Origin of the sequence: Marinospirillum alkaliphilum DSM 21637, from assembly GCF_900119735.1 — a bacterium.
GTDB classification, from domain to species: Bacteria; Pseudomonadota; Gammaproteobacteria; order Pseudomonadales; family Halomonadaceae; genus Marinospirillum; species Marinospirillum alkaliphilum.
Window position 1 is genome coordinate 16130 of the sequence record NZ_FPJW01000004.1, and the last position, 13510, is coordinate 29639.

The 13510-nt window shown below is 54.4% G+C and carries 13 protein-coding genes; 8 read left to right on the forward strand and 5 right to left on the reverse strand.

Annotated features, from left to right (window positions below; translation table 11 throughout):
• The 7 genes from BT114_RS06920 (at window position 1) to BT114_RS06950 (ending at window position 7591) form a co-directional block, all read left to right on the forward strand.
• On the forward strand, window positions 1–1437 hold the full coding sequence (locus BT114_RS06920; protein ID WP_072325638.1) for a sigma-54-dependent transcriptional regulator: 1437 nt from the start codon (window positions 1–3) through the stop codon (window positions 1435–1437).
• A 724-nt stretch (window positions 1438–2161) separates the two neighbouring features.
• Window positions 2162–3538 (forward strand): polynucleotide adenylyltransferase PcnB, encoded by a 1377-nt coding sequence (gene pcnB, locus BT114_RS06925; RefSeq protein WP_072325639.1) that lies wholly within the window; start codon window positions 2162–2164, stop codon window positions 3536–3538.
• Window positions 3538–4047, forward strand: a complete 510-nt coding sequence (folK, locus tag BT114_RS06930; protein WP_072325640.1) for a 2-amino-4-hydroxy-6-hydroxymethyldihydropteridine diphosphokinase — start codon at window positions 3538–3540, stop codon at window positions 4045–4047. Before pcnB ends, folK begins: the two co-directional genes overlap by 1 nt.
• Window positions 4048–4149: 102 nt before the next feature.
• Entirely contained in the window at window positions 4150–4941 is a 792-nt protein-coding gene (gene panB / locus BT114_RS06935; protein WP_072325641.1) for a 3-methyl-2-oxobutanoate hydroxymethyltransferase, read from the forward strand.
• Between the two features lie 8 nt (window positions 4942–4949).
• A complete protein-coding gene (gene panC / locus BT114_RS06940) occupies window positions 4950–5798 on the forward strand; it encodes a pantoate--beta-alanine ligase (protein ID WP_143142790.1) in 849 nt (282 codons plus the stop codon).
• 27 nt (window positions 5799–5825) lie between these two features.
• Window positions 5826–6206, forward strand: a complete 381-nt coding sequence (gene panD / locus BT114_RS06945) for an aspartate 1-decarboxylase (RefSeq protein ID WP_072325643.1) — start codon at window positions 5826–5828, stop codon at window positions 6204–6206.
• A 209-nt stretch (window positions 6207–6415) separates the two neighbouring features.
• A complete protein-coding gene (locus BT114_RS06950; protein WP_072325644.1) occupies window positions 6416–7591 on the forward strand; it encodes an acetyl-CoA C-acetyltransferase in 1176 nt (391 codons plus the stop codon).
• 90 nt (window positions 7592–7681) lie between these two features.
• On the opposite strand, the gene dnaJ is transcribed toward BT114_RS06950, so the two are convergent.
• The 4 genes from dnaJ to BT114_RS06970 form a co-directional block, all read right to left on the reverse strand.
• A complete protein-coding gene (dnaJ, locus tag BT114_RS06955; protein WP_072325645.1) occupies window positions 7682–8812 on the reverse strand; it encodes a molecular chaperone DnaJ in 1131 nt (376 codons plus the stop codon).
• 98 nt (window positions 8813–8910) lie between these two features.
• On the reverse strand, window positions 8911–10827 hold the full coding sequence (gene dnaK / locus BT114_RS06960; protein ID WP_072325646.1) for a molecular chaperone DnaK: 1917 nt from the start codon (window positions 10825–10827) through the stop codon (window positions 8911–8913).
• 87 nt (window positions 10828–10914) lie between these two features.
• The gene (grpE, locus tag BT114_RS06965; protein ID WP_072325647.1) at window positions 10915–11493 is read right to left on the reverse strand and encodes a nucleotide exchange factor GrpE; all 579 of its coding nucleotides are present in this window, start codon (window positions 11491–11493) and stop codon (window positions 10915–10917) included.
• Between the two features lie 119 nt (window positions 11494–11612).
• A complete protein-coding gene (locus BT114_RS06970) occupies window positions 11613–11819 on the reverse strand; it encodes a hypothetical protein (protein WP_072325648.1) in 207 nt (68 codons plus the stop codon).
• Between the two features lie 175 nt (window positions 11820–11994).
• Between BT114_RS06970 and BT114_RS06975 the strand changes: the two genes are divergently transcribed.
• Entirely contained in the window at window positions 11995–12459 is a 465-nt protein-coding gene (locus tag BT114_RS06975) for a cyclic nucleotide-binding domain-containing protein (RefSeq protein ID WP_072325649.1), read from the forward strand.
• Here BT114_RS06975 and BT114_RS06980 read toward each other — a convergent pair.
• Window positions 12456–13496, reverse strand: coding sequence for an AbrB family transcriptional regulator (locus BT114_RS06980; RefSeq protein WP_072325650.1), 1041 nt, complete (start codon window positions 13494–13496; stop codon window positions 12456–12458). The two genes, BT114_RS06975 and BT114_RS06980, sit on opposite strands and share 4 nt — an antisense overlap.
• Window positions 13497–13510 lie beyond the last annotated feature (14 nt).

Sequence of the window (13510 nt, forward strand, 5' to 3'; positions counted from 1 at the left end):
ATGAGTCAGATACTGATCGTTGAGGATGAAGGCATCATCCGTTCCGCCCTGCGCCGCTTGCTGGAGCGCAACGGCTTCAAGGTCAGTGAAGCGGGAACCGTTGCTGAAGCTCGACAACAACTGGCCGCTCAAACCTTTGACCTGATCATCAGTGACCTGCGCCTGCCGGGCGAGTCTGGCACCGAGCTGATCAGCCAGGAAACCCCGGTACTGATCATGACCAGTTATGCCAGCCTACGCTCGGCAGTGGATGCCATGAAGCTGGGTGCCGTGGACTACATTGCCAAGCCCTTTGACCATGATGAAATGCTGTCAGCGGTCAACCACATCCTCAGCCAACACCGCCGCACAAAAGAGTCACAAGCCACAGCAGAAGATCAACCAACCGCATCACCGGCTGTTGGTCTGGCTGGCATGATCGGCGACAGCGACGTGATGCAGGCGGTATTCCGTCAGATCAGAAAAATTGCACCCTATGACAGTCGGGTACTGATTCTTGGTGAATCCGGCACTGGCAAAGAGCTGGTCGCACGGGCCCTGCATGCCCTCAGTCCGCGTCGTGATGCACCGCTGATTTCAGTCAACTGTGCCGCGATACCGGAAACCCTGATCGAATCCGAACTTTTTGGCCACGAAAAAGGGGCTTTCACCGGCGCCAATGCCAGCCGTAATGGTCTGGTGGAAGCGGCTGATGGCGGCAGCCTGTTTCTGGATGAAATCGGTGAGTTGCCACTGGAAGCCCAGGCACGCCTGCTGCGCGTACTGCAAGAGGGTGAAATTCGACGCCTGGGCTCTGTCGAGTCACGACGGGTCGATGTACGGTTGATTGCTGCCACCCACCGGGATATACGCACCCTGGTGGACCAGGGGCGTTTTCGCCTGGATCTTTATTACCGCCTGAATGTTGTGGAGCTGGAGCTGCCCTGTTTGTCTGAGCGCGGCGAAGATGTATTGATGATCGCTGACCACCTGCTGACCAACATCTGCCAGCGCCTGGGCAAACCCCAGGCACGTTTTTCCAAGTCAGCCCGCAATGCACTTCTGTCCTACTCCTGGCCAGGCAATGTACGGGAGCTGGAAAACCGCGTCGAACGCGCCGTACTGCTGTGTGATGACACCCTGTTACACGCCGAGGATCTGGATCTGCCTCAACCCAGTCACGCAACACGTCGTGCCAGCTTTGCCCCCTCAGCAACAACAACAGCCTTGCCAACCCAGGTTGAAAATCCGATCTCCACCAGCAGCGACCATGATCCCGCACACCTCCCTGTGGATGATTTATCGCTGGAAGACTACTTTGTCCGTTTTGTTCGGGAAAACCAGGATCATCTGAGTGAAACCGAGCTGGCTAAAAAGCTCGGCATCTCACGCAAGTGCCTGTGGGAAAGACGTCAGCGCCTGGGAATTCCGCGCCGTAAAACCGCTACCAGTCGTTAAGCACCCAGGGTGTTACCGTAACACCCACCCCCCGTACCGCACCTCCTGAAACGAGGTAACACTTCTGCTCCAGACCTTGTTTTTCAGGTACAAAAAAACAATAACCCAATGTTTTTAAAGCAATTTAATTTTTATGGCACGCATTGAGCATTATTCTTGGCAAGAAAAACAAGAACACCGGCGTCAGTGACTCAGCAAAACAACAACAAACCTGAGCCTGGCCGAACCGGCTTCCACATAACAAGAACAACAGGAAGCCAGGTGAGCGACCCCTGCAAGCCGACATAAAAACAACAAAAGGCACCACAGGAATAGGCACTAACAATAAAAATAACTGCCAGGGTCTCCGGTCTTCAGCGAAAACCGATGCCACCTGATAAAAACAAAAACAAAATCAGGTCGCATCAATGGAGTGAATAAAAACAACAAGCACTCCGGAACCAGGTCCAAGCTGAGGCTAAATTGTTTTGAATACGAGGCGGTCAACCGTCAGCCCGCAACAACAACAATAACGGGCAGCAACTTGGTGACTGTGATACGTATTCAGGGCGATCTAGAAACATCTCCCTAATTCATGCATGGATGCATCAGGAAAACAGTGTCAATCGATTCAAAGGGGAAGGCCACGGCCTTCCCCTTTTGTTATCTGTCTACCCTTCAGTCTTTGCCCCACCCCGCTGGTCGGTTAAACTGCTGCATCTTCATTTCAGAAGCACAGGTCAAAATGATTAAAGGAATCACCCGCTACATCAGGAAACGACTGGGCAAGGCACCTGTACAGCCGGTAGCAAAGCTGCAGATTCTGCCACGTTCTGAACACCCCATTTCACGCAGTGAAATCCCGGAGGGTGCACTGAAAGTCCTTTATCGTCTCCATAAAGCCGGCTTTCAGGCTTATCTTGTTGGCGGCTGCATCCGTGACCGCCTGCTGGGGAAAACGCCCAAGGATTTTGACGTGGCAACCGACGCCACTCCTGAACAGGTCAACCACCTGTTCCGTAACTCGCGCATGATCGGTCGGCGCTTTCGTATTGTGCATGTGCGTTTTGGTCGTGAAATCATTGAAGTCACCACCTTCCGCGGCCAGGCCAATGAAGATGAAAGCAAACACCTGCGCCAATCCGATGAAGGCATGCTGCTGCGTGACAACGTGTGGGGCAACATTGAAGAGGATGCCCTGCGTCGGGACTTCACCATCAACGCCCTGTATTACAATGTTGCCGACTTTGCCATTCACGACTTCACTGGTGGTCTGGAAGATCTGAAAAGCCGCACCCTGCGACTGATTGGTGATCCGGATACTCGCTACCGCGAAGACCCGGTCCGCATGCTGCGTGCAGTGCGCTTTGCTGCAAAACTGGGTTTTCATCTGGATCCGGCCACCGAAGCGCCCATTCGCGAACAGGCTAGCCTGCTGCTGCAAGTGGCACCAGCCCGCATGTTTGATGAGGTGCTCAAGCTGTTTTTGGCCGGCCATGCCCTGGATACCTTCCGGCTACTGAAGGACTATGGCCTGTTTGCCTTCCTCTTCCCTGCCAGCGCTGAAGCCTTCAAGGTCAATCCAACGTCACTGAAGCTGGTGGAACAGGCATTGATCAATACCGATCAGCGTATTGCTGATGAACGCCCAGTGACTCCGGCTTTTTTATATGCCGCACTACTCTGGCCCGGGCTTGAGTTGATCTATTCCGACCTGCTGAAAAATGGTGTGCCGCCCTTCCCGGCCATGCAACAAGCGGGCAACCGACTGCTGCAACGCCAGCAACAGCACATCACCATTCCCAAGCGTTTTGCCTTCCCGATGCGTGAAATCTGGGATCTGCAGTTAAAACTGCCACAGCGTCATGGCAAGCGTGCCTGGGAGCTTTTACACCAACCCCGCTTCCGTGCGGCTTATGACTTCTTGCTGCTGCGTGAAACAGCCGGTGAAGCAACCGACGGTCTGGCAGAATGGTGGACTCGCTTCCAGGATACCGATGAAGCAGGTCAGCAACGCTTGCTTGAAAACTTGGGCAAATCTCCCGCTCGCAGTAAAACCGCCAACCGCAAACGTGGGCCCAGGCGGCGGCGCAAACCTGCTGACACAGGCAGCAGCAGCTGATGGCCCGAGCATGGATTGGACTGGGCAGCAACCTGGATCAGCCCGTCCAACAAATACAAGGAGCATTACAAGCCCTGGCGCAGTTACCTGCAAGCCACCTTTGTCGTGCATCCCGCCTCTGGCACAGCAAACCCATGGGACCCCAGGATCAACCCGACTATGTGAATGCGGTTGCCGAACTGGAAACACAACTTGAACCCTTGCAACTACTGGATGCATTACAAAGCATTGAGCAAGCGCATCACCGGGTACGTGTGCAGCACTGGGGACCACGCACACTGGATCTGGATTTATTGCTGTATGATCAGCAGCGGATTAACCACCCCAGATTAAAGGTTCCGCACCCCGGCATCAGTCAGCGTGCATTTGTATTACTGCCTCTGGCTGAACTGAATGATCAGCTGCTGGTGCCGGATCACGGTCCGGTGGCCCAGTTGTTAGGTGCACTGAGCACTGATGAAATCAAGCAGGTGTTACCCTTTGAAGCAGAGGGCTTGAGCACTCTTTGACTTTTGGGTTACCAGGGGTAACAATCCCCTTTTTCCATGCTCTGGATGCTTGGCCTTTTCAGTGGCATCCATACCCATACAACCAGAATAAGGGAGCAGTCCATGAAAACTGTGACCATCCAAACCCTGCGTGCCATGAAGGATGCAGGTGAAAAATTCAGCGTCCTGACCTGTTACGACGCCACTTTTTCTCGTCGCATCAATGAAGCCGGGATTGAGGTAATGCTGATTGGTGACTCCCTCGGCATGGTGTTGCAAGGCCATGACTCCACGCTGCCAGTCACCCTTGATGACATGGTTTATCACACCGCTGCGGTGAAACGTGGCAATCAGCATTGCCTGATCATGGCAGACCTCCCCTTCATGTCTGATGCCAGCATTCCGCAACTGCTGGAAAATGCTGCCCGCCTGATGCGTGCAGGGGCTCATCTGATCAAGATCGAAGGTGATGCATGGCTGGCTCCCGGCATTACTGAACTGACTCAACGCGGTATTCCTGTTTGTGCACACCTTGGCCTGACACCACAAACCGTTAACCAACTGGGCGGTTACAAGGTGCAGGGCCGCGGTGAAGCCGGACAGGCACTGGTGGATGCAGCCATCAAACTGGAAGCTGCCGGTGCCAGCTTGCTGCTGCTGGAGTGTGTACCCAGTGAGGTCGGCAAGGCAGTGACAGCGGCTGTAAAATGTCCGGTGATTGGCATCGGTGCTGGCCCGGATACTGATGGTCAGGTACTGGTTCTGCATGACATGCTGGGTGTTACCGTTGGCAAAACTGCAAAATTCGTGAAAAACTTCATGGCTGAATCCAACTCCATTGCGGATGCACTGGCGGCCTACCATCAAGCCGTCAAAAGCGGCACCTTTCCTGCTGAGGAACACTGCTTCAAATGAGCGACTCACTGATCACTCTGACGTCTGTTAGTGAATTGCGCAGCCACCTTGCCGAACTGCGCCGTCAGGGCAAAATCCTGGCGTTAGTACCCACCATGGGTAACCTGCACCAGGGCCACCTGCGATTGGTTGAAGAAGCACGCCGCCATGCTGACGTGGTCGTGGCCAGCATCTTTGTCAATCCGATGCAATTTGGACCTGGCGAAGACTTCGAGAGTTATCCCCGCACCCTGGAACAGGATCAGCAAATGCTGCAGAGTGCCGGCTGTCACCTGCTGTTTACACCTTCGGTGGCCGATGTTTACCCCGAGGGGCAGGAAGATCATACCCGGGTGGTGGTCCCCGTTGTCAGTGAAGGGCTTTGCGGCCAGAAACGACCCGGACACTTTGATGGTGTTGCCACAGTGGTCAGCAAACTGTTCAATTTTGTGCAGCCGGATGTGGCCTGTTTCGGACAGAAGGATTACCAGCAGCTGGCAGTGATTCGCAAACTGGTCACTGATCTCTGTTTCCCGATCCGCATCATTGGTGTACCCACTTGCCGTACCCCAGAGGGCCTGGCGCTATCTTCGCGCAATGGTTACCTCACACCCGAACAATTAAAAAAGGCACCGGCACTTTATGCAGTGCTGAAAGCCACCGGTCAGAAACTGGCTGCTGGCAACACTCACTTTGCTGAACTCAGCCATCAGGCGCGTGCGCGTCTTGCTGAGCAGGGTTTTGCACCTGAATACGTGGACATTCGTTCCACGGACCTGAGCCCACCAGACATACGTGCCAGGGAGTGGGTCATCCTGGTGGCGGCACGGCTGGGTAAAGCCCGCCTGATTGACAACCTGGTGGTTCACCGGGACTGATACTGATTTCAAGAGGACCAGAACAACATGCAAACCATTATGCTCAAGGCCAAGCTGCATCAGGCTCGTGTCACCCATGCTGTACTGGAGTACGAAGGCTCCTGCGCCATTGATGGCGACCTGCTGGATATGGCCGGACTGCATGAGTATGAGCAAATCCAGATTTATAACCTGGCCAATGGCCAGCGTTTCACCACCTACATCATTCGTGGTGAACCCGGTAGTGGCATCATTTCAGTGAATGGTGCAGCCGCTCATCTGGCCAGCGTGGGTGACCGCGTGATTATCTGTGCTTATGCCAATTTCACTGAAGCTGAGCGCATCAAACACAAACCGGCACTGATTTACCTCTCTGAGGGCAATGCCGTCAGTCATACCAGCAATGCCATTCCGGTACAGGTAGCCTGAGGCGTTATTCTTCACCAGGCATCCATCCCAGGGCAGCTACGGCTGCCTTGTTTATTTTGAACTTCTGCCTGCCACTCTTTCGTCTTACTCCGCACGGCTTTTTGTTACCGGCTGGTAGGCAACCCGTCACGCTTCTGTTACCTTTTTCTTCCAGTATGGAGCTGATCAGAACAATTCGCCTCGGCCCGAGGCTCACCAGGAGAACGAAAATGCAAGACGTCGTTATTGTCGCTGCTGGCCGTACCGCCATCGGCAGTTTTGGAGGTAGTCTCGCCAGTGTTCCTGCCCACCTGCTGGGTGCCACCGTTATCAAGGGACTACTGGAAAAATCGGGCATCAAGCCAGAACAGGTGGATGAAGTGATTCTCGGCCAGGTACTGGCTGCTGGCTGCGGCCAAAACCCTGCCCGCCAAGCCGTGATCCACGCAGGCCTGCCGGAAACCGTTCCAGCAATGACCATCAACAAGGTGTGTGGCTCCGGTTTAAAAGCCCTGCATTTGGCCACTCAGGCCATTCGTTGCGGCGATGCCGACATCATTATTGCCGGTGGCCAGGAGAACATGAGCCTGTCGCCACACATTCTGCCCAACTCGCGCAATGGCCAGCGCATGGGTAACTGGACCGCTCAGGACACCATGATTGTGGATGGCCTGTGGTGTGCTTTTAATGACTACCACATGGGCATCACCACTGAAAACATTGTTGAGCAGTTCAACATCAGTCGTGAAGATCAGGATGCTTTTGCAGCTGCCTCTCAAGCCAAGGCCAGCAAAGCAGTGGCTGAAGGTCGCTTCAAGGATGAAATCCTGCCTGTGACCATTCCACAGCGCAAGGGTGACCCGGTGGTCTTTGATACCGATGAAGGCCCACGCTCTGTCACCGTGGAAAAGCTGGCCACCATGAAACCTGCCTTCAAAAAGGATGGCACTGTCACCGCTGGTAATGCATCGTCAATCAATGATGGTGCCGCTGCTGTGATTCTCTGCTCTGCCAGCAAGGCAGCCGAATTGGGTTTACCCGTTCTGGCTCGCATCAAGGCTTATGCCTCTGCTGGTGTTGACCCCAAAATCATGGGTACCGGCCCGGTTCCTGCCACTCGCAAGTGCCTGGAAAAAGCTGGCTGGTCCATTGACGACCTGGATCTGGTTGAAGCCAACGAAGCCTTTGCTGCTCAGGCACTGAGTGTAAACCGCCAACTGGGCTGGGATACTGACAAGGTGAACGTGAATGGCGGTGCCATTGCCCTGGGTCACCCGATTGGTGCTTCCGGCTGTCGTGTACTGGTCAGTCTGGTGCATGAAATGGTCAAGCGTGATGCCAAAAAAGGTCTGGCGACCCTGTGCATTGGTGGTGGTCAGGGTGTAGCGCTGGCTATCGAGCGCTGATACCTACCGGCAACTGATGCCAGCATAAAAAAACCGCCGTGTTGTTCTACATCACGGCGGTTTTTCTTTTTGACACTGAGGTCAGTTGCTTCAGGGCTTCATGTCCTCAAAGAACTTTTTAACACCATCAAACCAGTTGGATTTTTTGGGTGAATGTTTTTCACCGCTGGTATCTTCATGGAACTTGCGCAGTAATTCCTTCTGCGACTCGGACAAGTTCACCGGTGTTTCCAATACCACCCGACACAACAGATCGCCAGCCGCACCACCCCGCACGGGTTTAACACCCTTGCCACGCAGGCGGAACAATTTGCCGGTCTGGGTTTCAGCAGGAATCTTCAACTTCACCCGGCCTTCCAGGGTCGGCACTTCCAGCTCGCCGCCCAGAGTGGCATCCACAAAACTCACCGGTACCTCGCAATAGAGATTGGCACCATCACGTTCAAAAATGGGGTGTGGGCGTACATTAATCTGTACGTACAGATCACCAGTGCCACCCCCCATGCGCCCGGCTTCGCCCTCACCGGAAAGACGAATGCGATCCCCGGTGTCCACTCCAGCCGGAATTTTCACTTCCAGGGTTTTGGTGTTCTGCACCCGACCTTCGCCATGGCACTTTTTACAGGGGTTACGAATGATCTTGCCGGAACCATGACAGCGCGGACAGGTTTGCTGGATGGCAAAAAAGCCCTGCTGCATGCGGACCTGGCCCATGCCATTACAGGTGCCACAGGTTTCTGCCTTGCCATCTTCAGAACCCGTGCCATGACAGTGGTGACACTCTTCCAGCGTCGGCACCTTGATCTTGACGCTGGTACCTCGCACGGCATCTTCCAGATCCAGATCCAACTGGTAACGCAGATCGGAGCCACGTTGCGCACCGCCACGCCCACCACGACCAGAAGCAGCGCCACCAAAGATGTCGCCAAACATATCACCGAAGATGTCACCAAAATTGCCACCACCGGAGAAACCACCGCCACCACCCATCTGTGGGTCTACACCGGCATGACCAAAGCGATCATAAGCAGCGCGCTTTTCGGCATCTGCCAGCACTTCATAAGCTTCCGTGGCTTCCTTGAATTTTTCCTCGGCAGCCGGATCATCCGAATTGCGGTCCGGGTGGTACTTCATCGCCAGGCGACGATAAGCCTTTTTGATGGCCTTTTCATCCGCCTCACGTTCGACGCCCAGGATTTCGTAATAATCACGCTTTGCCATGGTTTTCTGTCACCGTCTTGTTTCCACCCGTCTGAATAAAACCAACGCGGGGTGGCATCCCGCGTTGGTTACTTGCTGTGTTATTTCAGGAAGAAGCTTTACTTCTTGTCGTCCTTCACTTCTTCAAACTCAGCATCCACAGCATCATCCGGACCTGCTGCTGCATCTTGTGCCTGGGCGCCCTCAGCCTGCTGCGCCTGCTCAGCATAAAGTTTCTGAGCCAGGGTGCCGGACGCTTCTGCCAACGCCTGGGTTTTACTTTCAATGGCTTCCTTGTCATCACCCTTGAGGGCTTCTTCCAGCTCGGCAATGGCTTTTTCAATGCCTTCTTTCTCAGCTGGCTCAACCTTGTCAGCCGCGTCGACCAGTGTCTTGCGAGTTGCATGGATCATGCCATCCGCCTGGTTACGCACCTGCACCAGCTCTTCAAACTTCTTGTCTTCTGCAGCGTGAGCTTCAGCATCACGCACCATCTTCTCGATTTCTTCATCAGACAGACCAGAAGAGGCCTTGATCACAATCGACTGCTGCTTGCCAGTGGCCTTGTCTTTGGCTGACACGTTCAGAATACCGTTGGCATCAAGATCGAAGGTCACCTCGATCTGAGGTACGCCACGGGGTGCCGGAGGGATGTCAGCCAGGTCAAAACGTCCCAGTGATTTGTTCTGGGCGGCCTGTTTGCGTTCACCCTGCAGCACGTGGATGGTTACCGCATTCTGGTTGTCTTCAGCAGTGGAGAACACCTGCGACTTCTTGGTCGGAATGGTAGTGTTTTTCTCGATCAGAGAAGTCATCACCCCACCCATGGTTTCGATACCCAGCGTCAGCGGCGTAACGTCCAGCAGCAGTACGTCTTTTACGTCACCGGACAATACGGCACCCTGAATGGCAGCACCGACGGCAACTGCTTCATCCGGGTTGACGTCTTTACGTGCTTCTTTACCGAAGAACTCGGCAACCTTGGCCTGTACCATCGGCATGCGGGTCTGACCGCCGACCAGAATCACGTCATCAATCTGACTGGTGGTGACACCGGCATCTTGCAAGGCTGTACGGCAGGGTGCCAGCGAACGCTGCACCAGCTCTTCCACCAGGGCTTCCAGCTTGGCACGGGTCACCTTCACATTCAGGTGTTTCGGGCCACTGGCATCAGCCGTGATATAGGGCAGGTTAACGTCGGTTTGCTGACTGGAAGACAATTCGATCTTGGCCTTTTCAGCCGCTTCCTTCAGGCGCTGCATGGCCAGTGGATCACCCTTCAGGTTGATACCACTGTCTTTCTTGAATTCTTCCACCAGGTAGTCAATCAGGCGGATATCAAAGTCTTCACCACCCAGGAAGGTGTCACCGTTGGTGGCCAGTACTTCAAACTGGGTTTCGCCGTCCACGTCAGCAATTTCGATGATGGAGATATCAAAAGTACCACCACCCAGGTCGTACACAGCAATGGTCTTGTCGCCACGAGACTTGTCCATGCCATAAGCCAGTGCAGCAGCGGTTGGTTCGTTGATGATGCGCTTCACTTCCAGACCGGCGATGCGGCCAGCATCTTTAGTGGCCTGACGCTGGCTGTCATTGAAGTAGGCAGGAACCGTGATGACCGCCTCGGTGACTTCTTCACCCAGGTAATCTTCAGCGGTCTTTTTCATCTTTTTCAGCACTTCAGCAGAAATCTGCGGCGGTGCCATCTTTTTGCCTTTCACTTCAACCCAGGCATCGTTGTTGTCGGCCTTGACAATCTTGTAAGGCACCATCTTGATGTCTTTCTGTACCACCTCTTCATCAAAACGACGGCCAATCAGGCGTTTGACGGCGTACAGGGTGTTGTCCGGGTTGGTGACAGCCTGGCGCTTGGCACTCATGCCCACCAGGGTTTCACCGTCATCGGTGTAAGCGATAATGGAAGGTGTAGTGCGTCCGCCTTCAGCGTTTTCCAGTACTTTTGGCTTGTCACCATCCAGTACAGCAACACAAGAGTTGGTGGTGCCAAGGTCAATACCAATAATGCGACCCATAATGTTTCTCCGAAAAAGGTTTCAATTCATTTCTGCAGGTTGGATTCCTGACGCCTGACTGATAAATGTGTGCGCCAGAGTGCTTTTTCAAGCCGTTTCATCAATCTTTTTTGTTGTGCCGCCGGTGCTCACCACCACCATTGCCGGACGCAGCAGTCGTTCGTTCAGGGTATAACCCTTCTGCAGCACATCCATCACCGAATTGGCAGGCAGAGCCGGATTCGGCACCATGCTCATGGCTTCATGGAACTGAGGATCAAAAGTCTGGCCCATGGGGTGCAGCTGGTTAACCTGAAACTTCTCCAGAACGCCCAGAAACAGACGCAGGGTCATTTCCACGCCTTCTTTCTGTGACTCATCCACTTCACCCAGGGCTTCAGAGGCCTTTTCCAGGCTGTCCACCACCGGCAAGAGTTCGCGGGCAAATTTTTCCAGCGCAAATTTGTGGGCTTTTTCCACATCCGCCTCGGCACGACGACGAACATTCTGGGCCTCCGCAGCAGCACGCAGCATCTGATCACGGGCTTCAGCCAGCTCTTGCTGCAAACCTTCAACCTGCGCTGAAAGACCGGCAATTTCTTCTTCCGGGCTGAGTGCCACATCAGGTGCAGAAGCAGCTGCAGCCGCTTGCTCGGCCTGCTGTGCGAGTTCCTCTTGCTTGCTCATAAATCAACTCCGTAAACCGGGCATTTTGCCCAAAGACATGAATCAGGTATTGCTGTTTACGGGTAGATGGGGATAGCGGCTGTGGTTTTCAAGCCCGAGTGGGGATTTTTGCGTGTTAATCAGGTCAGCAGAATGTCAGCCATCTGCGCTGGAGAAAAATCATAACGTGCCAGCAGGGCTTCCATATCGGCACGCAAGGCAGCATCCGGATCATGACCGGGACGTGAGGCGTCCAGTTTCAGCAGCTCTTCACGTAACTGCCTTTCCAGCGCTTCATGCTGAGATATTTTTTTGCGGTAATAATCAGGTAGGCCTTGTTGCTTCAAACAGTGTTCCTCTCGACATGAATCAAGCCAGAAAGGCAATTTACAGCAGATGCGGGCCTTCGTGTAGTGCCTGGATGGCCGAACACAACCAAAAACTTTACCCACATCACGTTTCTTCCTGTGTAGCCTCTGCTATTCTTGCAGACAATCAGTGCGGACAAGGAATGATGGACCGATGAAACAGATCAACACCCTCAAACATAAAATCATCCAGCTACTGGCACGACTGGATTTCTTCAAAGATTTCACTGCCACCGAAAAAACCCTGCTAGTGGATGGCAAGGGCATGATTGTACTTGCTGAAGAAGGTGAGTATGTCATCAAGGAAGGCACCGTTGACCCCACACTTTATATCCCGCTCAGTGGTGAGCTGGAAGTACGCATGACCAACGAAACTGGCAAGGAAATAACCCTGGCCAAAATCCCACCCGGCGAAACCGTGGGTGAAGTGGCCTTCCTGACAGACACCCCGCGCACTGCCAGTGTAGTTGCCATCAAACAAACCTTGCTGTTCCGCTGCAATCGCGCCGCCCTTAAAAACCTGGCACCGGCTGCGCGTGAAAAAATCAAGGATCAGATCATCTACAAGCTGATTGAACGGCTGCACCAGAAAAATGTGGAACTCAGTAACCGGGGTTAATCGGCCACCTCAGGATTGCGCCAGTAGCGCACCATAAAAGGCACCAGCAGCATCAGTGCCAGAATCCGGAACAAATGGTGTACAGCCACAAACACCGGATCAACCCCCAGCGCCAGCGCCACCATTGCCATCTCACCAATCCCTCCGGGGGTCATGGTCAGCATGGCAGTGGCCAGCGGAATATCCAGCAACCAATTCATCACTAGCGCCGACACCAGCGCCAGCATCAGTGCCACCAGTGTGGCAGCCAGCGTATGTTTGCCCAGCCAGAAAATTTCACGCAAGGGCGTGCCATGAAAGCGCGCACCTATGGAGCCACCCAGTACCAGAAAAGTCGCAGCCACCAGCCATTCATGGGCATGAAAAGAATATCCCGCCATGGCTGCCGCCACGCCCATGAACAAGGGACCGGTAAACTCAGGGGTTGGCATGCGAATCAGTCGCGCCAGCCACCAGGCCGGTAAAACACCCGCTAACAACCACAGGTGCTCTGTTGTTCCATAAGCCAGTGGATTGCCGCCTTGCGGTGGTTCGTGGACCATCCAGAACAGGGAAGGCACCAGCAGCACCACAAAGGTCAGGCGCAGCGCATGAGCCAGGGTGATGCGCCGCTCATCACCCCCCGCCTGGCCACCCATCAGAATCATCGAAGTCATTGCCCCCGGCACCGCCGAAAACCAGGCAGAGGCCCGATCAAACCCTGCGACCCGACGAAAATAAACCGCCACACCCACAATGATCAGCACCACACCCAGGCTTAATACGGCCAGACTGCCAGGCCACTGACTGGCTTGTGCAAGGGTTTCCGGGTCAGCCTGCCCACCGAGAATCAACCCCAGACAACCCAGAAACACACCGCGCAAACGCGGCCGAATGCCCACCGGCATGCCTGCCAGAGACACCAGCAGATTGGCCACCAGTGGCCCCAGCATCCAGGCCAGCGGAATATGCAGCCAGGTAAATACCAGCCCACCCAACAGCCCGACCCAGAGGGTGTTCAACAAGCGGATCAGCACGGCCGGGGATAAATTGGACATTTCATGCTTCCAGA